The 21676-nt window shown below is 34.2% G+C and carries 22 protein-coding genes and 1 other annotated feature; of the genes, 20 read left to right on the top strand and 2 right to left on the bottom strand.

Annotated features, from left to right (window positions below; genetic code table 11):
- The first annotated feature begins 11 nt into the window (after positions 1-11).
- The 6 genes from QE109_RS14450 to QE109_RS14425 all read left to right on the top strand — a co-directional run bounded on the left by QE109_RS14450 (position 12) and on the right by QE109_RS14425 (position 6841).
- Positions 12-1079 (top strand): DUF418 domain-containing protein, encoded by a 1068-nt coding sequence (locus tag QE109_RS14450; RefSeq protein WP_281095253.1) that lies wholly within the window; start codon positions 12-14, stop codon positions 1077-1079.
- Positions 1076-1672, top strand: a complete 597-nt coding sequence (locus QE109_RS14445; RefSeq protein WP_281095252.1) for a TetR/AcrR family transcriptional regulator — start codon at positions 1076-1078, stop codon at positions 1670-1672. Before QE109_RS14450 ends, QE109_RS14445 begins: the two co-directional genes overlap by 4 nt.
- 266 nt (positions 1673-1938) lie before the next feature.
- Positions 1939-3948 (top strand): copper-translocating P-type ATPase, encoded by a 2010-nt coding sequence (locus QE109_RS14440; RefSeq protein WP_281095251.1) that lies wholly within the window; start codon positions 1939-1941, stop codon positions 3946-3948.
- Between the two features lie 97 nt (positions 3949-4045).
- Positions 4046-5002 (top strand): hypothetical protein, encoded by a 957-nt coding sequence (locus QE109_RS14435; protein ID WP_281095250.1) that lies wholly within the window; start codon positions 4046-4048, stop codon positions 5000-5002.
- Between the two features lie 34 nt (positions 5003-5036).
- Positions 5037-5729, top strand: coding sequence for a sigma factor (locus QE109_RS14430; protein ID WP_281095249.1), 693 nt, complete (start codon positions 5037-5039; stop codon positions 5727-5729).
- A 5-nt stretch (positions 5730-5734) separates the two neighbouring features.
- Positions 5735-6841 (top strand): anti-sigma factor domain-containing protein, encoded by a 1107-nt coding sequence (locus tag QE109_RS14425; RefSeq protein WP_281095248.1) that lies wholly within the window; start codon positions 5735-5737, stop codon positions 6839-6841.
- A 293-nt stretch (positions 6842-7134) separates the two neighbouring features.
- Here the strand turns inward: QE109_RS14425 and QE109_RS14420 are convergent, their stop codons facing one another.
- Both QE109_RS14420 and QE109_RS14415 read right to left on the bottom strand, forming a co-directional pair.
- A complete protein-coding gene (locus tag QE109_RS14420) occupies positions 7135-8442 on the bottom strand; it encodes an alkaline phosphatase family protein (RefSeq protein ID WP_281095247.1) in 1308 nt (435 codons plus the stop codon).
- Between the two features lie 14 nt (positions 8443-8456).
- Complete coding sequence (locus QE109_RS14415) at positions 8457-9101, bottom strand: TetR/AcrR family transcriptional regulator (protein WP_281095246.1); 645 nt, start codon at positions 9099-9101, stop codon at positions 8457-8459.
- Positions 9102-9280: 179 nt separating this feature from the next.
- On the opposite strand from QE109_RS14415, the gene QE109_RS14410 reads away from it, so the two are divergent.
- The 14 genes from QE109_RS14410 to QE109_RS14345 all read left to right on the top strand — a co-directional run bounded on the left by QE109_RS14410 (position 9281) and on the right by QE109_RS14345 (position 21628).
- Positions 9281-10033, top strand: a complete 753-nt coding sequence (locus QE109_RS14410) for a tyrosine-protein phosphatase (protein WP_281095245.1) — start codon at positions 9281-9283, stop codon at positions 10031-10033.
- The gene (locus QE109_RS14405) at positions 10030-11070 is read left to right on the top strand and encodes an ABC transporter ATP-binding protein (protein WP_281095244.1); all 1041 of its coding nucleotides are present in this window, start codon (positions 10030-10032) and stop codon (positions 11068-11070) included. The genes QE109_RS14410 and QE109_RS14405 overlap by 4 nt, the downstream gene beginning before the upstream one ends.
- Positions 11021-11971 carry a carbohydrate ABC transporter permease gene (locus tag QE109_RS14400; RefSeq protein ID WP_281095243.1) on the top strand — a complete coding sequence of 317 codons (951 nt, stop codon included), beginning with the start codon at positions 11021-11023 and terminating at the stop codon, positions 11969-11971. Before QE109_RS14405 ends, QE109_RS14400 begins: the two co-directional genes overlap by 50 nt.
- A gap of 10 nt (positions 11972-11981) precedes the next feature.
- Entirely contained in the window at positions 11982-12806 is an 825-nt protein-coding gene (locus QE109_RS14395; protein WP_281095242.1) for a carbohydrate ABC transporter permease, read from the top strand.
- A gap of 124 nt (positions 12807-12930) precedes the next feature.
- The gene (locus QE109_RS14390) at positions 12931-14286 is read left to right on the top strand and encodes an ABC transporter substrate-binding protein (RefSeq protein ID WP_281095241.1); all 1356 of its coding nucleotides are present in this window, start codon (positions 12931-12933) and stop codon (positions 14284-14286) included.
- Positions 14287-14439: 153 nt separating this feature from the next.
- Positions 14440-14646 carry a hypothetical protein gene (locus QE109_RS14385; protein WP_281095240.1) on the top strand — a complete coding sequence of 69 codons (207 nt, stop codon included), beginning with the start codon at positions 14440-14442 and terminating at the stop codon, positions 14644-14646.
- Between the two features lie 8 nt (positions 14647-14654).
- Positions 14655-14798 carry a hypothetical protein gene (locus QE109_RS14380; RefSeq protein ID WP_281095239.1) on the top strand — a complete coding sequence of 48 codons (144 nt, stop codon included), beginning with the start codon at positions 14655-14657 and terminating at the stop codon, positions 14796-14798.
- Between the two features lie 42 nt (positions 14799-14840).
- Entirely contained in the window at positions 14841-15239 is a 399-nt protein-coding gene (locus QE109_RS14375) for a 4Fe-4S binding protein (RefSeq protein WP_281095238.1), read from the top strand.
- Positions 15226-16170, top strand: coding sequence for a 4Fe-4S dicluster domain-containing protein (locus QE109_RS14370; protein ID WP_281095237.1), 945 nt, complete (start codon positions 15226-15228; stop codon positions 16168-16170). The genes QE109_RS14375 and QE109_RS14370 overlap by 14 nt, the downstream gene beginning before the upstream one ends.
- A 152-nt stretch (positions 16171-16322) precedes the next feature.
- The gene (locus QE109_RS14365; protein ID WP_281095236.1) at positions 16323-16772 is read left to right on the top strand and encodes a MarR family winged helix-turn-helix transcriptional regulator; all 450 of its coding nucleotides are present in this window, start codon (positions 16323-16325) and stop codon (positions 16770-16772) included.
- Between the two features lie 110 nt (positions 16773-16882).
- Positions 16883-17104: a hypothetical protein gene (locus tag QE109_RS14360; protein WP_281095235.1), complete on the top strand. Its 222-nt coding sequence runs from the start codon at positions 16883-16885 to the stop codon at positions 17102-17104.
- A complete protein-coding gene (locus QE109_RS14355) occupies positions 17104-18363 on the top strand; it encodes an APC family permease (RefSeq protein ID WP_281095234.1) in 1260 nt (419 codons plus the stop codon). Before QE109_RS14360 ends, QE109_RS14355 begins: the two co-directional genes overlap by 1 nt.
- Before the next feature lie 166 nt (positions 18364-18529).
- Positions 18530-18731: a binding site (T-box leader), on the top strand.
- Between the two features lie 37 nt (positions 18732-18768).
- Positions 18769-20523 carry an arginine--tRNA ligase gene (argS, locus tag QE109_RS14350; RefSeq protein ID WP_281095233.1) on the top strand — a complete coding sequence of 585 codons (1755 nt, stop codon included), beginning with the start codon at positions 18769-18771 and terminating at the stop codon, positions 20521-20523.
- Positions 20524-20665: 142 nt separating this feature from the next.
- On the top strand, positions 20666-21628 hold the full coding sequence (locus tag QE109_RS14345; protein ID WP_281095232.1) for an aromatic ring-hydroxylating dioxygenase subunit alpha: 963 nt from the start codon (positions 20666-20668) through the stop codon (positions 21626-21628).
- Positions 21629-21676 lie beyond the last annotated feature (48 nt).

The raw sequence follows: 21676 nt of genomic DNA, 5'->3' as shown, positions 1-21676 counted from the left end.
AGGAGAAACGCATGAAAAATAATCGTATTATAGGATTTGATTTTGCTAGGGCATTTGCTATTTTGGGAATGATGTTAGTAAATTATAAAATAGTGTTTAATCAAAGTATTGTTAAATACAATATATTAAACCAGTTTATTAGTTTATTTGAGGGAAGAGCAGCAGCTGTTTTCGTGATATTAGCAGGTGTTGGAATTGGCTTAATGACAAAAAAAAGCTATGTAAGTCAAGATAGGATTGAACGAAAAAAAATGAAAATAACTTTATTAAAAAGGGCGATATTTTTATTCGTTTTAGGAATTATTTTATATAGTGTATTTGGCTGGACCGCTGATATTTTACATTTCTACGGTGTTTATATAGCAGTTCTAGTTCTCTTTATCTATCTTAAAACAAAAACAATAGTAACTTTTGGCTTTCTCACAATTGTGATTGGTACCATCATGCAGCTTACATTTGATTATTCACAGGGATGGGATTTAGCATTTAACAACTATGAAGGTTTATTTACTTTAAGTGGTTTTATACGTAATACGTTTTTTAATGGTTATCATCCATTTTTTCCGTGGTTTGCATTTATACTGTTTGGATTGGCTTTGTCACGACTAGACTTCAAAGATGAAAAAAAAGTAAAAGAACTTACAATAGGTGCTCTGGGAATCGCCATTTTTATTGAAATGATATCCATAGGGTTACAAAATAACTTTGGCTATACTGAGCTTGCGATTTATTTGTTTGATACAAAACCCATGAATCCTACAGCACTATATATAATTTCAGCTACTGCGTGGGCAATATTTTTTATTGGGATGTGCGTTATTTTAAGCCATAGAAAAAGTAAGGATAAGACATTTGAAGTCGTTGTAAATGGTGGACAAATGGCTTTAACACATTATTTGATTCATGTTCTTGTGCTAATCGTTATGATCTTTGTTGATCAGCTTGCTTATCATGATGAAGTCTTTGTAATTGCAATTTCTTTTATTGTTTTTTTATTTATGTTATTATCATCACATATATGGCTAAGTAAATTCAAAAGAGGACCGGTCGAGTATTTAATGAGAAAGGTGACAAAATGAGTGACAAATTGAATCAAAACAAGAGTGCAAAAACAACTTATGAGAAAATACTAGAAACAGCTTATGATTGCTTTGCTACATTGGGATATGAGCAAACTTCATTATCAATGATTGCAAAAAACATTGGCATTAGCAAACCTGCTCTATACTATCATTTTGAATCTAAGGAAGCACTTTTCGAAACCTTATATGGGTTTATAGTGGAAGAAATGGTCAGTGAATATGTAGTTCATGGTCAGGTTGAAAACAAAGATGCATTAGTAAAAGTAATTATAGATAAAGGTCTTTCAGATATTCAGTATATAAAAGAAAAGCCAGCTTTTACCTCCATTTTAAAACAATATCTTTTACTAGGTATGAGGAATAAAAAGATAGAAAGATTAACCAAAAGGCTTGAAGAAAGTATCTATAATTATTATGCAAGTTTAATGTCACAAGCAATGAACTTAGAAATAATCAATCAAAACGAAATTGAAGCATATATAGAACTTCTTCTATTGCTGGATCATGGGATTTTAGATAAGGCAGAACGACTAGACGCACACGCATTAAATCAGATATGGACATTATTTATAAATAAATTGTTTCCTTAAAAAAGTAGAACTTATTACTTCGTTAGCTTTAACTTCGACAATTTAAGAAAATGTACAGAATGTGTTATAATTAAATAAAGGCATAAAAGTTAATATTAAATGAAATTAACTTAAATTAGCAAAATAAAAAAAGTATTGTAAAAAATAGAGAGAGGATTTTGATAGTTTTCCAAACTGAATTTAAATACATTCAATTGAAAATTAATATTTTATTAGTCATCTATCGGCTCTTTTCTATTTTTAAAATTTAGAAAGGAGTCTTTTTTATGAATAAAAATGAAGCTCACAATATGCATTCAGAAAAACAGGGTCAAAGTCAACATCAAAATCATCATGATCACCACAAGATGATGATTGAAGATTTTAAGAGAAGATTTTTCATATCACTAGTTGTTACTGTTCCTATACTCATTTTGTCACCGATGATTCAATCGTGGACCAATATTGAGATTAAATTTATGGGAAGTCAATATTTGTTATTCGCACTAGCTACTTTTATATATTTTTATGGAGGATGGCCTTTTTTAAAAGGATTAAAAGATGAATTAAGTAAAAAAAATCCAGGTATGATGACACTTATTGCTATGGCTATTTCAGTTGCATATATTTATAGTTCAGCAACGACTTTTGGCTTTAAGGGAAGTGATTTTTTCTGGGAACTTGCAACACTTATAGATATCATGCTTTTAGGACATTGGATAGAGATGAAATCTGTTTTAAGTGCATCAAAAGCTATGGATAAGTTAGCTAAATTATTGCCCAACACTGCGCATTTGTTTAAAGGTGAAGATGTAGTAGAGGTTGATCTAAGCAAACTTAAGTCTGATGATAAAATATTGATTAAACCAGGAGAGAAAATCCCTGCAGATGGCGTGATTATAAAAGGAACTAGTTATATAAACGAGTCTATGCTAACAGGAGAATCAAAGCCTGTTGAAAAGGACAAAGGAGATAAACTCATTGGAGGGTCTCTAAATGGGGACGGCTCACTTGAAGTAAAGGTTAAAAATATAGGAAAAGATTCTTATTTATCAAAAGTTATAGAGATGGTTGAAAAAGCACAGTCATCAAAATCAAAAACTCAAAATTTGGCTGATAAAGCGGCTTTTTGGCTAACAATTATTGCACTTGCTGTAGGTTTTTCTACGCTTGTTGTCTGGTATCTAATTACAGGAGATTTCACCTATGCAATTGCGAGAATGGCAACTGTTATGGTGATTACATGTCCTCATGCGTTAGGACTTGCAATGCCACTCGTTGTAGCTACTTCCACAGCACAAGCTGCTAAAAATGGTTTACTTATTAGGAACAGAACGCAATTTGAGAACGCAAGAAAAATCGATACAGTGGTATTTGATAAAACTGGAACACTTACACATGGAGAATTTAAAGTAAATTTTATAGAGTTGTTTGATGATCACTATAACAAAGAACAAGTCATTCAACTTGCAGCTTCACTTGAAAATAATTCTGAACATCCAATAGCAACAGGTATAATAGAAAAATTAAAAGAAATGAACTTGGAAACTATCACTACAAGTGATTTTAAAGCCATTAAAGGAAAAGGCGTCGAAGGTATAATTAAAGAGCAAAAGGTTATGGTTGTAAGCCCAGGATTTTTGAAAGAAAAAAACATTGAAGTGCCTACGGATTTACCAGTACATGGTGTATCAACTGATGTCTTCTTGCTCTTAGAGGACAAGTTAATCGCTGCAATAGGGCTCTCTGATAAAATTAGAGAAGAATCCTATCGTGCTATAAAAAGGCTTAAAAAAGAAGGCATTAAAACTTGGATGCTCACAGGAGATAATGAAGAAACTGCAAAACAAGTATCTGCAGAACTGGAACTAGATGGCTATTTTGCTGAAGTTTTGCCCGATCAAAAACAAGATAAGATTAAAGAATTACAGGCTAAAGGAAACTTTGTAGCAATGACAGGTGATGGTGTAAATGATGCCCCTGCATTAGCTCAAGCAGACGTAGGGATTGCAATTGGCTCTGGTTCAGATATTGCTGCCGAAACTGCAGATATTATACTCGTGAATTCAGACCCTGAGGACGTTGTAGTACTCATAGATTTTGGTCGTGCAACGTATAAAAAGATGATTCAGAACCTAGCCTGGGCAACTGGTTACAATGTAATTGCCATTCCACTAGCCGCAGGTGTACTCTATAATGTAGGCATCGTAATCTCACCAGCTGTAGGTGCGGTATTTATGTCATTAAGTACTGTTATAGTAGCGATAAATGCAAAGCTCCTTAAATTAAAGCGATAGTGTCAAATAAATATTTTCATTTTTTTAGTTTTCCTACCTAAAGTCAAAAGCTTAGGTGTATTCTATAACGAAAAACAAAAAATGAGGAGGCTATAAAATGAAAAATAGTTTAGCTAAAAAAACATCAATGTTAGGACTAGTGTTACTGCTATTGGTATCGAATCTAGGTGGGTACACATCTACTTATGCAGCAACCGTTGATGCAGTTACCTCGGCAACAACACCAGCACCAGCACCAGCTCCAGCGCCAGCACCAACACCAGCGCCAGCACCAGCACCAACACCAGCGCCAGCACCAGCACCAGCGCCAGCACCAACACCAACACCAGCACCAGCACCAGTAACTACACCTACAATAGTTGGAGTAGATCCAAAAGCAACATTTACTCTTGTGATAGACGCAGTAAATGATTACAAACTTGTTTTTGATTATCAATTGATACTAATAGATATCAAACAAGTAAATCAACCTAGTTTAAATTTTGATAATTTAAAAGGAAAGACTTTTTCAGAAGTAATTACGAGCTTGAAGTCGACTTTAATTTCAGATCAGGCGCAAACTGTTAAAGTGGCACCATTGATTATTGGTTTTGGTTCAGATATAATCACTGATAAACAAGTTGATTTGGTTAAAAACTATATTGCCTCAGCATTTAAATCTTCACCAGTATTAGTAATGGGACTAACTGATACACAAACAAAACAAGTTGTGGATATGGGAGTTAATTACTTAAATGCATTAAATAAAGCTGCACTTGAAGATTTTATAGGGATAAAACCTTCAACAGACGATCAATATCAGTTTATTACTCAAAATGAAAAAATCATGTCTGCTGTAGGCAACGTAAGTGAGGAATTCACATACAAACCAGCTAATAAAACTGTCTTTGATGAAAATGCAATAATGACAATAAATAATAACAAACATTCAGATGATGACGATGATGACGACGATGATGAAGATGAAGATCATCATGACGATAAAGATGATGACGACCATGAATCAGAAAAGCATAAGTCATCAGAAGAACATGATGAAGAACATGACGATTAAGTAGAAGTTTTACACATAAATAGGATGGCACAACATGACAAAAGATTCAAAACTTACAACAACTGAAGAGTTAATTGTTGAAGTATTTGATGCCAGAAAGTCTGAAGTAGCTAGGAATAACTTGATTCAAAAGTATATCCCATTTATCGTTAAAAGTATTCGGGAGATCACTGGAAAATATGTTAGAATTGGCGATTCAGATGAGCTTAGTATTGGTTTGATGGCTTTTAATGAAGCCATCGACCGATATGATGCTGAGAGAGGCCCTTTTTTGTCATACGCAAAATTAGTGATTGCCAGTAGATTAAAGCGCTATTTTGAGAGAAATAATGATAGAGATATGTCCATCACAATAGAAGATATAGATCAGATAAAATCAGAAAAATTGGTAAATGATCATCATGAACATAGTAATCTTGAAGAAGAGATTGAACAGTGGAAAAAAGAATTGATTAAATTTAATATAACTTTCCACGATTTACTTGAGAAAAAGCCAAAACATAAAGACACACGATATAAAGCAATAGAGATTTCAAAGTCAGTAAGTCAAAATCAATCAATTGTAAATTTAATGTTTGAAAAATTCAGATTACCAATACAAATGATACATCGTAACTTACATTTTAGTGTCAAAGTACTTGAAGGAAGTAGAGTATTTATCATTTCAGTTGTAATCATTTTTGTGAAAGAGTTAGGGGCGATTAGAAGATGGATTCTGAGAGATTGATTCATATGAATAATATAAATGACCATTTATATAGATGTATTATATTAGAATGCCATGATCAGTATTTACATGTGCTAACCGACCAAGGGGAACATCTGCGAATCAAAAACCTAGCGAATCACCATATAGGAGATAAAATATATGTTTTAGATGAGGATATAATTAGAGATACTGTTGATTCAAATGAAAATAAAGCTATAAAAATTATTGATTTTATCAAACCTCTTAGCGCAATTGCTGCTATTTTACTAATCGTATTTTTTATTAATTTTACAATGTCTAATATAACTTATGCTGTAATTAGTTTAGATATCAATCCAAGTATTGAACTTGAACTCAATAAATCAGGTGAAGTAATTCATGCGAAAGGTTTTAACACTGAAGCAATTGAACTATTATCAAACTTACAACTTAAAGGCTTCTCATATGAAAAAGCGATTGACGCAATTTTAAATCAAGCGATGTTATTAGGTTATACCATTGACCAGCATAGTGTCTTAATTGCGGTTGCACCAATAAAAGCACAAATTGAAGGTCTTATAAGTGATATCGAGAATCATTTGGTGATCTACACAGAACAATTAGGTGCTGAAGTAAAAATTGGTGATCAAAATAGCTACACAAATGAGAAAAACCATGACATTAGTTTGGGTAGAAATTTATTATCTAATGAAAATCCAAATATTGATGAAAATGATATGAAAAATATGAAAATTAGAGATATTTTTGAATATATTGAAAAGGATCAGCACCAAAAAAATGAAGAAGAAACAAAAGAACACCTTGATTCTGAGGATGGAAAAGAATTAGAACATGAAGACGATAATAGCAGTGAAATAGATAAAATAAATGAAGAAGATAAACATGAAGAAGATAAACATGAAGTTGAAAAAAAAGATGTTCAAAACGATGATCAAAGTAAAGATTCTGATGATCATGAAGGTTCAGAAGATTATAGTGAAACAGAGCATGACAAAGATAAAGTAGACACTACTACAATAACAACGCATCAAGAAAATACAACTGTCGAAGAATCACATCATAGCGATGATGGGGATCATCACGAAACTGAAAGTGAAAAAGATCATGAAAATGAATCCAATGATGATTGATTTCCTTTACTCTATTTATTAAAAACTAGTATTTCTAGTAACGCATGGCTTCCTATTTGGGGAGCCATATTTTTTTGAAGTCACAACTACCTTGTGAAAGAATCCGAGAACTTGATGCCCGAAAATTCGTATTGATATATTACATTCAGTTAATTAAATTGTCAAAAATATTTGCTGAGTTTACCTATCGAAATGAGGAATATTGACTTATTTGAAAATAGAAGGTGTTATTGCTCATCTAATTCTTAGATTTGCAACAACACCTTTTATTTGATTTATTATTGTTCTTTTCTCTATTTGATAATATCCAAAAATTCTTGATGTGCTGTCGGCATCTTTATGCCTAAAAGTTTACAAAAAGTAGCACATTCATTTAGCACGGATGCATTCTCTATGATGGCGCCTTCTTTGATATCAGGTCCAAATGCAATCATTAAAGGTTTTGGTCCTTTGGAAGGGTGATAACCGTGATTTGATTTATATTGATGATAGTCAGGGGCGCTAGCTTTTATAATGAGTTCACCCGTATATTTAAGACCGAAACAAGTGCCCTTTGTTCCTTCTACCACGAAACCAAATGGTCCTGTAAGACCTTCCGCAGCAGCTTCCTTTACTGTGTATACTTTTTCGATGTACTCTGGATATTTTTTTTGGAGTGACGTTAGAAGGTTTTGTACTTTTGATAAGATGACTTCATCTGTTGGGTCTTTGACGATAATATGGCTAGAAAAACCTGCTGAAAAACTATAAGCTTTATAATCCGTTACGATCGTGTCTGTGGTATCTGAATCTATGGAAATTAAACCCGCTTCAACAAAAGGGATATTCAACTGGAATTCTTGTTCTATATCGATCTGACCGTGATCGCCGACGATGATAAAATTTGTATTTTCATAGGTACCGGCTTCAATCGTTGCAGTTATAAGCTTTTGTAGGTGTCGATCCATATTAGTGAGCGCTTTTTTTACATACTCGCTGTTATTGCCGGTTTTGTGACGATAGCCATCTAACAAAATCAGGTGTGTAAGCAACAAATCAGGATGATAGTCATTGATCATATCTGATGCAATTGGTACAACGAACTGATCAACATCAAAGGATTTTGCAAAATCAAAGTCAGCAACATATTTGTCGAAATACTTATCTATAACTTCTGGTGAGCTGCACGCGCTATAGCTTTCTTTTGGAGAACCAAATAGGTAAGGCCATATTTCCGAAAAATTATAATGTGGTTTTGTACCACCAAGGGTTGGCCAGTGAGCGACTGCGGTAACAAGCCCTGCTTCATTGGCAGCATCAATTAAAGTTGGCACTTTAATCGCGCTGTTTTCCCATATCCAGTTATAACCGATGACATTCCAGTTGTTATCTTTTTCAGGGACATAAGGATACTGGTTGTGATAAACACCATGTACAGCAGGGGTGACACCTGTGATGATGCTAACATGATTTACATTCGTAAGCGTTGGATAAACTTCTTTGATATTTTTCACAATCGAAGCTTTTTCTAGAATTTTACTAAAAGTAGGTAATTCTCTAAGCACTTCTAAATCTTGTGTCTGTAGTGCGTCAATAGATATGATCACTAGCTTGTTATTCATGATTGTTCCTCCCTTTAAGGTTTTATACTTTCTAAAAGCGCATTTAAACTAAATCGAACTAAATCACGTGTCTCAATCTGATATTTAGCAGGCATGGTCGCAGTGTGTTTTGCCATGGCGCAAACAATAGTAATGGCACTATATTGAAGAGAAACAGCCGTAATTTTTGAATCAAGAGTATCCTTTACAGAACCATCATAAAAATTATCAAGGAAGATTTTTACCGTATCACCAGGATGATAGTCGTATTCTTCATACATTGGCATTTCCAGTGCACTGTTTTGATTGCTAGTGGCATTGAGATAGGTATCTTTAAATAAATCAATAAACAGATAGGCATTTGGATTCGTTTCAAAGCCTTCACACAATAAGTTGATAAAACTTTCGAATTTATCATATGTTGACCGGTGGCTACTGCCAATTCGCGCTTCTAGTTTTTGAAAAAACTCTGAAGTGTGTTTTCTCATGATATGCCATAACAGTTCATCCTTGTTCTTGAAATATCTGTAAAACGTTGCTCTCATAATACCGCATTCTTCCACAATGTCTGATAATTTCACTTGATCAATCCCTAATTCAACAAATATTTTTTCTGCTGTAGAGAGAATCAAGTTATATTGTTTTTCACCATGTTTGTAATATTTATTAGATTGTTCCATAAAACACCTCTTTCGTTGATTTAAATTTATTTTATACTAGCCCAAAATTAAACACAATGGATAAAATTAAACATAACGTACAATTTACATGAAGCTAACGTAAACTTGATAGAAGCGTTTGGTCGGTATTTGCTACAATGAACACGAAAATGAAAATGAATTAGAAATGAGGAAAACAAATGAAATATTTTAGACGTTATCCATTTATAAATGCCTACAACATTAGAGACCTGGGTGGATATCCTACAAGTGACGGAGGAATTACCAAATTCGGGATATTTTACAGAGCGGATTCACTGGCGAATCTTACGCATGATGAGTGGCTCATGCTTGAGCAGATGAAGGTAAAGACCATCATTGATTTAAGGTCAACCAAAGAAAAAAAGAGTCAGTCTTATGTGCCACTACAAAGTATTCAGTATTTTCATATGCCCTTGCAAGATGAAAAAAAGAGCAGTGCTGTTATAGAAAATGCTATTCATAGATACGCTTACGAAGAAGGATTTTCAAAAAGCATGAGTGAAACATATATCTCCTTATTTAAGAATAATATCCACAATATAATACAGATCATGAAAACGATTGCTAGTGCAGTGGAAAACGGCAGTGTGCTATTTCACTGTACTGCAGGAAAAGATCGAACAGGCATTATCGCAGCTTTAATCCTTTATTTATGTAAAGTTGAACTTGCTGATATTTCTGCGGACTATCAAATCACCTATACTTACAATCTGAAAAATCCCATTATCCAAGAGGTGGTTCAGCTATACGGAAGCCTTTTGAGGTCTGATCCTGATAGTATTGAGGCGCTAATCTTATATTTTCTCACAGAAAATATAGAAAACTCACTTTTGAGGAGAGCATTAAGTGAAAACGAACTAGAAAGTATGAAAAGCCACTTTTTACTTTTCGATAGAAAGGACAGTGTATGACACCTAAAATTGAACTCAAAGGGATCAAGAAAAGTTATGATGGCAACCCCCCAGTGATAGAGAACTTATCTATGAAAATCATGCCTGAAAGTTTTACTGTATTGCTTGGGCCATCAGGTTGCGGAAAGTCAACCACCTTGCGGATGATTGCAGGACTTGAACAAGAAACGGGTGGTACTATTTTTATTGATGGAAAGGATATGAAACATGTAGAACCAGGTGAACGTAACATTGCCATGGTATTCCAAAATTATGCGCTATATCCAACGATGACCATTCGTGAAAATATAGAATTTGGTCTCAAAAATATGAAAGTAGAAAAAAATGAACGCTTTGAACGTATAAAACAAGTGAGCGAAATACTGGGATTATCAGAGTACTTAAGTAGAAAGCCCGCAAAATTATCTGGTGGGCAGAGACAGCGTGTCGCCTTAGCAAGGGCAATGGTGAAGAAGCCAGCGGTTTTCCTAATGGATGAACCACTTTCAAATTTGGATGCCAAGTTAAGAAACCAGATTAGGGGTGAGCTGATTGAACTTCATAAAAGGCTCAAAACAACTTTTGTATTTGTTACCCATGATCAAACAGAAGCGATGTCTATGGCAACTGATATTATTCTGTTAAATGAAGGGAAAATTATGCAGGAGGGTTCACCAATTGAAATTTACCATAATCCTCAAAATATTTTTACTGCAAAATTCATTGGCAACCCACCGATGAATATTTTGAAGCTAAGTGATTTTTCATCTGAAGCGTTGATTGTACCTGAAAAAACAGCGTACATCGGGTTTCGTCCTGAAAATGTAGTGATTGCAGAGTCTTTACCAGAAAATAGAGAGGGAATTACTTTTAAAGGCGAAATCGTCACGCATGAGATGCTTGGCAGTGAAATACTATACCGAATTCAGCTTGAAAATGAAAGCATTAATGCAAAAATATATAGCTCAAAAATGACGGATTATAGCCAGATTAGCGTTATGGTACCGCATGAAAAATTATATTATTTTGATACGCATGAAAATAGGATTTTTAGTTAAGAAAGGACCTTATATGGCGAACATAACGAAAAGAAAAGTAGGTTCACGGCTAAAACCATACGCATTAATCACGCCAGCAATGATTATCTTTATTTTGTTTTTTATATATCCAATTGTATATATGGTCTATTTGAGCTTTTTCAAATGGAACATGATTGGAGACATGAAGTTTATTGGATTGAACAATTATACAAGTATGTTTGCAAATTCAGAATTCTGGGTCGTCATGAAGAATACATTCTTTTTTATGATTTTGTCAGTGGGTCTGGTTATTCTGTTCTCTATGCTGATGGCAGTCTATCTGCATAAAAACACAAAAATAAATAATCTGCTGCAAAGTGTCATTTTTGCGCCATATATTATATCATTTGTATCTATTTCGTTTATTTTTCTATGGATGTTTGAACCTGATTATGGACTCTTTAACTATTTTTTAGAGCGGATTGGAATTTCGTCAGTTAGATGGCTACAGAATACCAATACAGCTATGATTTCGCTGGTTATGGTATCCGTTTGGAAAGGCGTTGGCTATAATACGCTCATTATTATTTCTGCTATACAAAAAATACCGTCATATTTATTTGAAGCAGCTGAACTTGATCGTTCAAATAAAGCGAAGACTTTTTTCAAAATTACGATTCCGATGATTTCACCGACCATGTTTTTCTTGGTACTTGTCAATCTGATTACTTCACTTAAAACTTTTGAAACGATACAGTTAATGACTTTAGGTGGTCCTGCTAATTCAACAAAGACGTTGGTGTACTATTTATATGAATATGGATTTAGTTTTTATAAAATTGGCTATGCCTCAGCGGTGGGCGTCGTTCTTATGGTGTTAATTGGTGTACTTACAGTGATCTACTTCAAAGTGTTAAGCAAAAAAGTCTATTATCATTAAGGAGGATTACATGATTAAACCAATAATGAAGAAAACTATAAAACTATTAATCAACATGCTGATCATTGTCATCTTCTTTGTTCCTTTTTACTGGATGATTCTTACTGCTTTTAAAACACTAGAGGAAACGGTACAATTTCCACCATCGTTTTGGGTAAGTCATCCTCAATGGGAGAATTTTTTAGTTGCATTAAAGGCGATACCATTTATGAAATTTACGATCAACAGTGTTGTTGTTTCAATCAGTGTCATGTTGTTACAATTTTTAACTGTGATTCCGGCAGCATATGCATTTGCAAGGCTTAAGTTTAAAGGAAAGTCACTGTTATTTGGCACAGTTTTATCGACGATGATGGTTCCTAGTCAGCTTGTATTTCTACCTATATATCTGATGTTCAGCAAGTGGGGACTTATTAATAATTATCTGAGCCTTATTCTTCCGTTTGCTACAAGTGCATTTGGCATTTTTATGTTGAGGCAAAGTTTTATGCAGGTACCAGAAGAGATATTGGAAGCGGCGAAACTGGACAAAGCGTCAGAATTTAAAACGCTGACACGCATTATGCTACCAGCAGCGAAGCCTACTTTGGTTATGCTGGGATTATTTAGTTGGATTTCTACCTGGAATGATTATTTCTGGCCTTTAGTTATTACGACAAATGATGCAGTACGAACTTTACCTATTGGCATCAGCAGTCTTAGGATGGTGGAAAGTGGTGTCACGTATCATATCGTTATGGCGGGAAATGTATTGCTAATTATTCCGATTATTATCGTGTTTCTCATCGCACAAAAACAGATTATCAGGGCCTTTACTTATACTGGCGAAAAATAAAGCGTGTTTCTGCTTTCAAATAGATGTTAACTGAGAAAATTGCATAGATACCCTCAATATTATATCTACCTAGACATTATTAACTTGTTAAGATCGAAAATATGAAGCAAGAATGGAGATTACTATGAAAAAATTATTATCTTTTTTACTCATCCTAATGATGTTGAGTACATTAACCGCTTGTAATACAAGTAAAGCAGAAGAAGCAACATCACAAACGGAGAAAAGCGAAGCAACAATTGAAACAACAACTGAAACTACAACAGCATCTGTCGCTAAAACTGAAGATATTTTAACCTCACCTGTGGCCATTGAATACTGGTATTGCTTTACAGACACCGTTGAAAAATATAATCTCGACAAAGTAGACGAATTTAATAATACAGTGGGGAAAGACCTTGGCATAACTGTCAATGCAGTCAATCAACAAGATTATACAACTGTTGCACAGAAATTACAGGCGTCTGCTGTAGCGGGAAGTACACCTGCTGTAGTCCTTATGGGGGTTGATCAAACGCCATTTGTAAAGGATGATGTTTTACTTTCACTTGATGCTTATATTCAAAGAGATGGTATAGAACCATCAGATTTTTATGATGGCTTTTTAGAACAGTCATATTATAACAATAAGCTCTACTCTATGCCATTTTTAAAGAGTACCGCTGTAATTATCTATAATAAAACCATGTTTGATAAAGCAAATCTCGATGCGACAAAGATGATCACATGGGATGATTTTGCAACCTATGCGGCGACACTTCATGAAAAATTAGGTGTATATGGTACAACAACGTACTCATGGCCATGGATTTTAGAAAGTTACCTATTCTCTTATAATTCAAGCCTTCGTAATAGCGATAATACCACCACTATAAATAGTGATTTGACTAAAGACTTTGCTAAAATGTTTTTAAGTTTAAAACAAAGTGGGGTAGCACACTTAATTCCTCAAGCAGAATACAACAACATATATAGTGAATTTGCAAGTGGAAAAACTGCAATGATTCCAATGTCAACCGGTGCCATAATTTCTCTAGCAGGATTGGGCGCAAAATATGGTATGGAAGTTGGTGTGGCGTTTATGCCTAAAGGTGATATTGACGCAACGATAACTGGCGGCGGAAACTTAGCCATCACAACCAAAATCAGTGATGCAGAAAAAGAAGCGGCATGGCAGTTTGTAAAATTTATGACAAATGCAGACAATTCGGTTGCAGCTTCAGTCGCTACAGGGTATCTGCCAACTAGAAAAAGCGTGAAATCAGATGCGACATTGAAAGCCTTTTTAGAAAAAGTACCTCAAATGCAAGTTGCAATTAATCAGCTTGAAAATGCAAAAAATCCTTCAAATACGGGAAACGAAGAAAATAGAGCAATCTCAACAGTTATTGAAAATATATGGATCAGCAATACTGATTTAGACACAACCTTGCAAGAGGCAGAAACAAAAATCAATATAATATTAAATGAAGAAAATTAATATCATTAGATGCAAACAAACGTGATAGTAAAGTTATGGCGTATTCTTTAAATAAGAATACGCCATTTTTCTAATTAGTTGACCAGCGAACTAAAAAGTAGTACAATTACTATAGATAGTTCGCCGGTATACTAAAAAGAAAGTGAGTTTTATATGGGATTTAGTTTAAATAATGCAGTTAAGCCGCAAACGAAAGAATTAAATATGAATGTATTGATATTCGCAAAAGACACCTATCCAACTAAAAGGCCTCATGTAGAAGGCGAAAAACCTGATTTTAGTAAAGCTGATATTTTATATCTACTTAAAAATATTGGAAAAATATATAAATTGCCTTTTGCTATGATACTGGCGCTATAGCTAATAAAATGGCGGAGTTTCTACAGAGCAAAGGATTTGGAGCGAGTCCTAATCATTCGATGGGTGGACAGCTTGATTATTCAATGGCAGTAGAATGGGCAGGTTTTGGTATAACAGGTAGACATAGTATGGCTATTACACCTAAAAATTGACCTTGTCACAGGGTTTCAGTCGTCTATACAAGTATTGATAATTTGAATGATTTCATATCAAACCCAATTGAAGATATGCAGTGGGTAAAATCATTTTGTCAAAAGTGTGGTAAATGTATCCGGAAGTGCCCGACTAATGCCATATTACAAGAACCAGTAATGATTGATGGTCATAATCCAACAAGGATAAATTACGAAAGTTGTGCTGAAGGGTTTACAAAGTATGGATGTGGCATCTGCATAAAAGAATGTCCTTTTTCTTTAGGGAACTATGAAAAAAAAGAAGCATATCAAACTCTAATAAAAATTAGTGGGCAATTATGCTTTACAATATCATCTTGGTTTAATCGCAAATTTACTCATAGTAATCTTAGAATTTTTAGTGATATTTTCAAATTAAACTTGATTTATATTAGAGGAGTTATATATGAAACTTTATAAAATTATGAAAAAACCACCCTTTTTTTTAAGTGCTTCCCACTGGATGACTAAAGAAGATCATCCTATAAAAAGTGGTCCTAATTCAAGACAAGCCGTAATTATTCCTTTATTGCTGATCCAATATGGTAGCATCCGTGCTAAGGCCAAAACAATGACTAAACTTAGAAAATATTTTATCTCATCACTTAAGGAAATGATAGTAAGTGCGAAGAGTCTAAAAAATAATCCTCATTTGGGGAAAAAAGAAATAGATGCACAAACCTTAAAGGATATGGAAAACTATGTCCATGAACTCGGTATTTCCGGGATAGGTTATACTAAAGTAAATCCTAATTATATTTTTAATGATTTTGAAATCTTGTATGATAATGCAATAATTATCACAATGGAGATGAAAAAAGAGCCTATCGCATCAAGTTCTAGTCTTGAAGCTAGTAAGGAAATATTTAGAACTTATGAGGCATTGGGCATTGCGGTTAATAAAATTGCTGACTTTTTAAGAGATCGTGGCTATGATTGTCACCCAAGTCCAGCTATAGGTGGTGATATCAACACTGTACCAACAGCGCAAGATGCGAATCTAGGATATGTAGGCAAGAATGGCATCTTGATTACGCCAGAGTTTGGACCATGTGTTAGACTTGCCGCAGTTTTTATAGATGTAGATAATTTGCCTTTAGCAAAGGAGAATGAACACAAGTGGATTGAAGCGTTTTGTAAAACTTGTAACAGATGTGTGAAGTCATGTCCAGCAGGTGCGATTTATGAAGAGCCAAAGCAACTTCATGATGGGACGCATGTATACATTGATCTTCATAAATGTGCACCCCCTTTTTCAGAGGGATGCTCTAATTGTATAAGTCATTGTGTCTTTACTGGAGGAAATTATCATAAAATCAAGGAAGTTTATGAAAAAAGAAACCATGTCTAGAATTTTGTATATTTTTATTCCCTTAATTAATTGATTTTGAAAGTTAATAGATGCAGAATATTTGTACTTGGAATATTTAAATAATGATTAATTTTATGATAAGCGCTATAATGAGATAAAATAAATGTAAACAGATATGAAGGGATGAAAAAATGGAAGCAAAGGATTTTGGGAAAATGATTAGAGGAATCACTTCAAATGTGAACTATTATATAAGTTCTAATATAGAAAAATATGGGATTAAACAAGGTCAATTTGAATACTTTTTACTGATTTATAGCACGCCGGGGATCAATCAACTTGAACTTGGAAAGATGAAAAATGTTGGGAAAGCAAGTGTGACAAAAGCTTTGAAAATACTTGAAGAAGACGGATTTATCAAGCGTGTTACAGATGAAAATGACAGAAGAAATATTTTGTGTTATATTACAGAAAAAGGCGATATGATAGCAGACGAATTGATTCACATTAAGATGAATACTGAAAAAGATTTGTTTGATAACTTTTCTCAGCATGATAAAGAACTTTTATTTGAGTACTTATCTAAACTATTTTATAATTCCCAGAAATTGACGATAAACGCAGTGTCAACTGATAAATAATGAAAAATCAATATATAAATATGTAGTATAATAAAGTATATTCTAAAATGAATATACTTTTTTGCTTTAGATAGCAGTAGTAAATAAATAAGAAGTTGAGGTTGAATCATATGTTTGGTAAAGAAGATAATACTTATAATGAGCTAAGAGATCATTCAGTAAAAAAATGGCTTGAGGACATGAGTGCTCATGAGGACGTCGCTGTAAGAGGGGGGGTAAGGCTCGCTACAGATTATATATCTGATTTAAAAAAGAAAATCGCGAGGCTAGAATCTGAGAATGCACTTAAAAATGAGTATATGAAGAAAATGAGACAGAAAGGCAGGGAATAATGACTAGTAAGAAAAAAATGAGTTTCAACGCAACTTGGTCTATGGCTGTAGGTGGAATGGTAGGCGGAGGAATATTTTCAGTATTAGGTGTTATTATTAATATAGCTGGACAATGGGCTTGGTTAAGCTTTATTCTTGCAGGTGTTATTGCACTTGTTTCTGCACATAGTTACAGCCAGCTATCCATTAAATATAAAAAGAGTGGTGGGGCATTTACATTTCTTAATGAAATTAATCACAAAGGTATTGCAGGTAGTTTGTCATGGATCTTAATTATGGGTTATATCTTAACAATTTCTGTATACGCATTTACATTTGGACATTACGTTGCATATGTGCTGAACATAGGTACTTGGCTTCCAAGAGTGCTTGCTTTTTCAATTATAGCGGTACTTGCTTTGGTTAATTTGAGAGGTGTTGGTGATTCTTCAAAGGTAGAGATTATAACTGTATGGGGTAAACTATTTATACTTTTAGGATTATCAATATTTGGATTGTTTTATTGGAATCCAGAACAATTAACTGCTGGTATTGAAGTGAAAGGCTGGAGTACAGCAATTGTTGGTGCCGCTACGATTTTCATGGCATATGAAGGTTTTCAACTTTTATCATATGATTATGACGACCTTAAAGATCCTGAGATAACACTACCAAAAGCAACAATAACTGCAATTCTTGCAGTTATTGGAATATATATATTGGTCACACTAGGCGCTACAATGCTGGTTGGTGCTGACACGTTAATTCAAGAAAAAGAAGTTGCATTAGCTATAGCTGGTAAAAAAGCTTTGGGGATGATTGGTCTTGTTTTAGTGACGATAGCAGCAGCGTTTTCAACTGCTTCTGCCATCAATGCGACTTTATTCTCTACAGGTAGGTTAATGGAGACAGTTGCAGAAAAGAAAGATTTACCTCATTTGTTTTTAAAAGAAAATAATGCTAATATTCCTTTTTATGCTATTTTGAGTATCTCAGGACTTGCAGCGATATTGGCGACTATTGGTTCTTTAGATATGCTCGTTAATGCAGCGAGTTTGATATTTCTAATTACTTTTGGTATTGTGAATTTTATTGCCTTTCAACAAAAAATCAAATATGAGTTCCTTTCTTTATCCGGTGCAATTGGTTGCTTAATTGCAATTTTACTTACTGCTTTTGAACAATTAAAGAACAATCCATTACCATTAATAATCTTAATTTTAATAATCATTTTAGTATTGATTGGAAGACCTTTTCTTATGAAGCGGATTGATGATTAAAACCCATTACTTACAGCAACTTGGTTATTTGTTTCAAGAATTGAGGTTTTAGATAAGTTAACTACAAGAGAAAATATAATATCTCATGCGATTTAATGTTTTCCATTTCTAGCAGTCTGGTTTAAATTGACAGTCAATAATATGTATGTTATCATACTAAAAATATCTAAAATCGATGAAGAGAAGAGTAGTCATGACCTACATTTAAGCGAGCGGAAGATGGTGCGAGTCCGTAATGAGTCATTGATGAAGAGGGCCTCAGAGATGGTATCTGTTTCAGTATGGATATCCGTTAACTGCGTTAAAGTTTTGAGTGGACATACATATATGTCAACGAGAGTGGTACCGCGGATTAATCCGTCTCTTTTTTGAGACGGTTTTTTATTTTTTTGAAGGAGGATAATAATGAGTGTACTTAATGCAATTAGAAAAGACCTAATTGATGCTTTTAACGATGCATCTTATAACCGTGTTTCAGCAGAAGTGAGTGTATCTAGAAGGCCTGAATTATGTGATTTTCAGTGCAATACTGCACTCAAATTAACAGGACAGTATGGTAAAACATCACTAGAAATCGCAGAAAGTGTTGCTGAGAAATTGAAAGATCGGCATGAATTACATTATGATGTAAGCGTTCAAACGCCAGGATTTATCAATATCACTTTAACAGATGCATGGTTAGTAAATTACTTGAATTCGGTGCTTGAAGACCCATATTTGGGAAGTGAACCAGCCATAAATCCACAAAAAATCATCGTTGATTTTGGAGGTGCAAATGTTGCAAAAGCACTTCATGTGGGTCATCTAAGATCAGCAGTCATAGGAGAGAGTATCATTCGTCTATTGCGTTTCAAAGGACATGAAGTTATAGGTGATATTCACCTTGGTGATTGGGGATTACAAATGGGCCTTGTCATTGAGATGCTCAAAAGTGAACAGCCAGACTTACCCTATTTTCAATTTGAAAAAGCAAAGGCGTATCCAAACCTACCGCCATTTGACATCGATAAACTGACAGAACTTTACACAAATGCCAATATAAAAAGTAAAGAAGATCAGGCATTTAGAGCCTTAGCTGCTCAGGCAACTGCATCTTTGCAAGAAGGTCATGCAGGTTATCTTGCTTTATGGCAACATATGATGAACGTGTCTGTAGCGGATCTTAAAAAGAACTATGGTGCCTTACAGGTGACTTTTGATCTTTGGCTAGGAGAAAGTGACTCACAGGCGGCTATTCCTTTTGTAATTAAATGGCTTGAAGATAGAAAATTATTAGTAGTCAGTGAAGGTGCAAAAGTTGTATTTGTTGATGAAGAAACCGACAAAAAACCTATGCCACCTTGCATCTTTCAAAAGTCAAATGGGGCAGTGTTATATGGAGCAACTGACCTTGCAACACTTTATCAAAGAATTGAGCATCATCATCCAGATGAGATTATCTATGTGGTAGATAAGCGCCAAGAGTTGCATTTTGAACAAATAGCACGAGTTGCCTATAAATCTGAAATAGTACCAAGCCATACCAAAATAAGTTTTATTGGTTTTGGAACCATGAACGGTCATGATGGCAAACCATTCAAAACTAGAGATGGTGGTGTCATGTCTTTGAAAGATTTGATTAACACGCTTATTCAAGGGGCTAAAAGTAGATTAGTGGATACCATTGAAGATAAGGATAAGGATGATATTGCATTAGCTATAGGAGTTGGTGCGCTTAAATTTGGAGATTTATCAAATCTTCCAGTTAGAGATTATGTATTTGATCTAGAGCAATTTACAAGCTTTGAAGGGAAAACAGGTCCCTATATTCAATATGCGTTAGTACGTATTGCATCCATAAAGAAAAAAATCAACGTCGAAGAAAGCGAAACATTTCCAATAACGCCACCTGTTACTGATTCTGAACGTAATCTTATGCTTAAACTTTGTATGTTTAGTGCATGGGTAGATCTTGCGACATCGCTACGACAACCTTCGAAAATCTGTGATTATGTATTTGAGCTTAGCCAGACTTTTAATCATTTTTATCACGAGGTTCACATTATATCTGAACAGGATATGATAAAAAAGATGAGTTATTATTCACTATTAGGATTAACGCAGAAGGTTATAAAACAGTGCTTATGGCTTTTAGGTATTCAAGAGTTGGAAAAAATGTAGAGTTAAGTTTCAGAAATGAGGAGCATTTTTACTGTTGATAAAAGGAATTATGCGGTATACTTTTATTAAAAGTTGAATTACAAGCATGCACTTACAACGTATTTGACAATTGTGGTTCACGACACGAGGGGAGCTGGAGACAGTGATTAAAAATCAATGGTATGCAGTACTGGATTCAAAAGAAGTTAAAAAAGATAAGCTTACTGGTGTTACAAGGTTATCTGAAAAATTAGTTTTTTGGAGAGATGCCAAAGGAGAAGTGCACTGTATATTTGATAAATGCTGTCACCGCGGCGCATCACTGAGTGTAGGCAAACTCGTTGATGATCATGTAGAATGTCCATTTCATGGGTTCAGGTATGATTCAAAAGGTAAAGTAAACTATATTCCAGCCAATGGCAAGCAAGCAAAAGTGCCAGAACAATTTAAAGTGAATGCTTATATTGTAAGGGAAGCTTATGGCTTTATATGGTTATGGTATAGTGATGAAAATGCTGATATACCAGAGATTCCATTCTTTGAAGATCTTAAAGAAGGCTTTTCTTATGGTGGTTTTTCCGAAACGTGGAATGTCCATTATACAAGAGCGATAGAAAATCAGCTAGATGTAGTTCATTTGCCATTTGTACATAAAACGACGATAGGACGCGGGGATAGTAAACTAGTCAATGGTCCAGTCGTTAAATGGGATGACAATCTCATGACTTTTTATGTTAAAAATGAAATGGACAAAGGACAAACACCACTTAAACCAAATGAGATTTTAGATTATGAGAAATTATTTAGTTTACAGTTTCAAATGCCAAATACATGGCAAAACATAATTTCTGACAAAGTGAGAATCCTCGCAGCTTTTGTTCCAATTGATGAGGAAAATACACATATCTACCTACGCTTTTATCAAAGTTTTATGAAAGCACCAGGGCTAAAACAACTGATAAACGCATCAAGTAAAATCATGAATAGAGTTATACTACATCAAGATCGAAGCGTTGTACTCACACAACTGCCAATCAAAACAGAACTAGATATGGGAGAAAAACTGATACAGGGTGATCTTCCAATCCTTGAGTATAGAAAGAAAAGAGCTGAATTAAAGCAGTAAATATGAAGCAAAAAAACGAGTTCCTTAATCATAGGAACTCGTTTTGTC

This window comes from Fusibacter bizertensis, from assembly GCF_029914245.1.
Lineage (GTDB): Bacteria > Bacillota > Clostridia > Peptostreptococcales > Acidaminobacteraceae > Fusibacter_C > Fusibacter_C bizertensis.
This window is presented reverse-complemented; position numbering and strand designations above follow the sequence as displayed.

What these genes read in the sequence shown, in the direction of transcription:
- QE109_RS14355 (WP_281095234.1), top strand. Translation starts at nt 17,104, where the DNA reads ATGACTAGTAAGAAAAAAATGAGTTTCAACGCAACTTGGTCTATGGCT.
- QE109_RS14380 (WP_281095239.1), top strand. Translation starts at nt 14,655, where the DNA reads ATGGCGGAGTTTCTACAGAGCAAAGGATTTGGAGCGAGTCCTAATCAT.
- QE109_RS14420 (WP_281095247.1), bottom strand. Translation starts at nt 8,442, where the DNA reads ATGAATAACAAGCTAGTGATCATATCTATTGACGCACTACAGACACAA.
- QE109_RS14370 (WP_281095237.1), top strand. Translation starts at nt 15,226, where the DNA reads ATGAAACTTTATAAAATTATGAAAAAACCACCCTTTTTTTTAAGTGCT.
- QE109_RS14360 (WP_281095235.1), top strand. Translation starts at nt 16,883, where the DNA reads ATGTTTGGTAAAGAAGATAATACTTATAATGAGCTAAGAGATCATTCA.
- QE109_RS14415 (WP_281095246.1), bottom strand. Translation starts at nt 9,101, where the DNA reads ATGGAACAATCTAATAAATATTACAAACATGGTGAAAAACAATATAAC.
- QE109_RS14410 (WP_281095245.1), top strand. Translation starts at nt 9,281, where the DNA reads ATGAAATATTTTAGACGTTATCCATTTATAAATGCCTACAACATTAGA.
- QE109_RS14430 (WP_281095249.1), top strand. Translation starts at nt 5,037, where the DNA reads ATGACAAAAGATTCAAAACTTACAACAACTGAAGAGTTAATTGTTGAA.
- QE109_RS14385 (WP_281095240.1), top strand. Translation starts at nt 14,440, where the DNA reads ATGGGATTTAGTTTAAATAATGCAGTTAAGCCGCAAACGAAAGAATTA.
- QE109_RS14395 (WP_281095242.1), top strand. Translation starts at nt 11,982, where the DNA reads ATGATTAAACCAATAATGAAGAAAACTATAAAACTATTAATCAACATG.
- QE109_RS14390 (WP_281095241.1), top strand. Translation starts at nt 12,931, where the DNA reads ATGAAAAAATTATTATCTTTTTTACTCATCCTAATGATGTTGAGTACA.
- QE109_RS14440 (WP_281095251.1), top strand. Translation starts at nt 1,939, where the DNA reads ATGAATAAAAATGAAGCTCACAATATGCATTCAGAAAAACAGGGTCAA.
- QE109_RS14405 (WP_281095244.1), top strand. Translation starts at nt 10,030, where the DNA reads ATGACACCTAAAATTGAACTCAAAGGGATCAAGAAAAGTTATGATGGC.
- QE109_RS14435 (WP_281095250.1), top strand. Translation starts at nt 4,046, where the DNA reads ATGAAAAATAGTTTAGCTAAAAAAACATCAATGTTAGGACTAGTGTTA.
- QE109_RS14445 (WP_281095252.1), top strand. Translation starts at nt 1,076, where the DNA reads ATGAGTGACAAATTGAATCAAAACAAGAGTGCAAAAACAACTTATGAG.
- QE109_RS14365 (WP_281095236.1), top strand. Translation starts at nt 16,323, where the DNA reads ATGGAAGCAAAGGATTTTGGGAAAATGATTAGAGGAATCACTTCAAAT.
- QE109_RS14425 (WP_281095248.1), top strand. Translation starts at nt 5,735, where the DNA reads ATGAATAATATAAATGACCATTTATATAGATGTATTATATTAGAATGC.
- argS (WP_281095233.1), top strand. Translation starts at nt 18,769, where the DNA reads ATGAGTGTACTTAATGCAATTAGAAAAGACCTAATTGATGCTTTTAAC.
- QE109_RS14400 (WP_281095243.1), top strand. Translation starts at nt 11,021, where the DNA reads ATGAAAAATTATATTATTTTGATACGCATGAAAATAGGATTTTTAGTT.
- QE109_RS14450 (WP_281095253.1), top strand. Translation starts at nt 12, where the DNA reads ATGAAAAATAATCGTATTATAGGATTTGATTTTGCTAGGGCATTTGCT.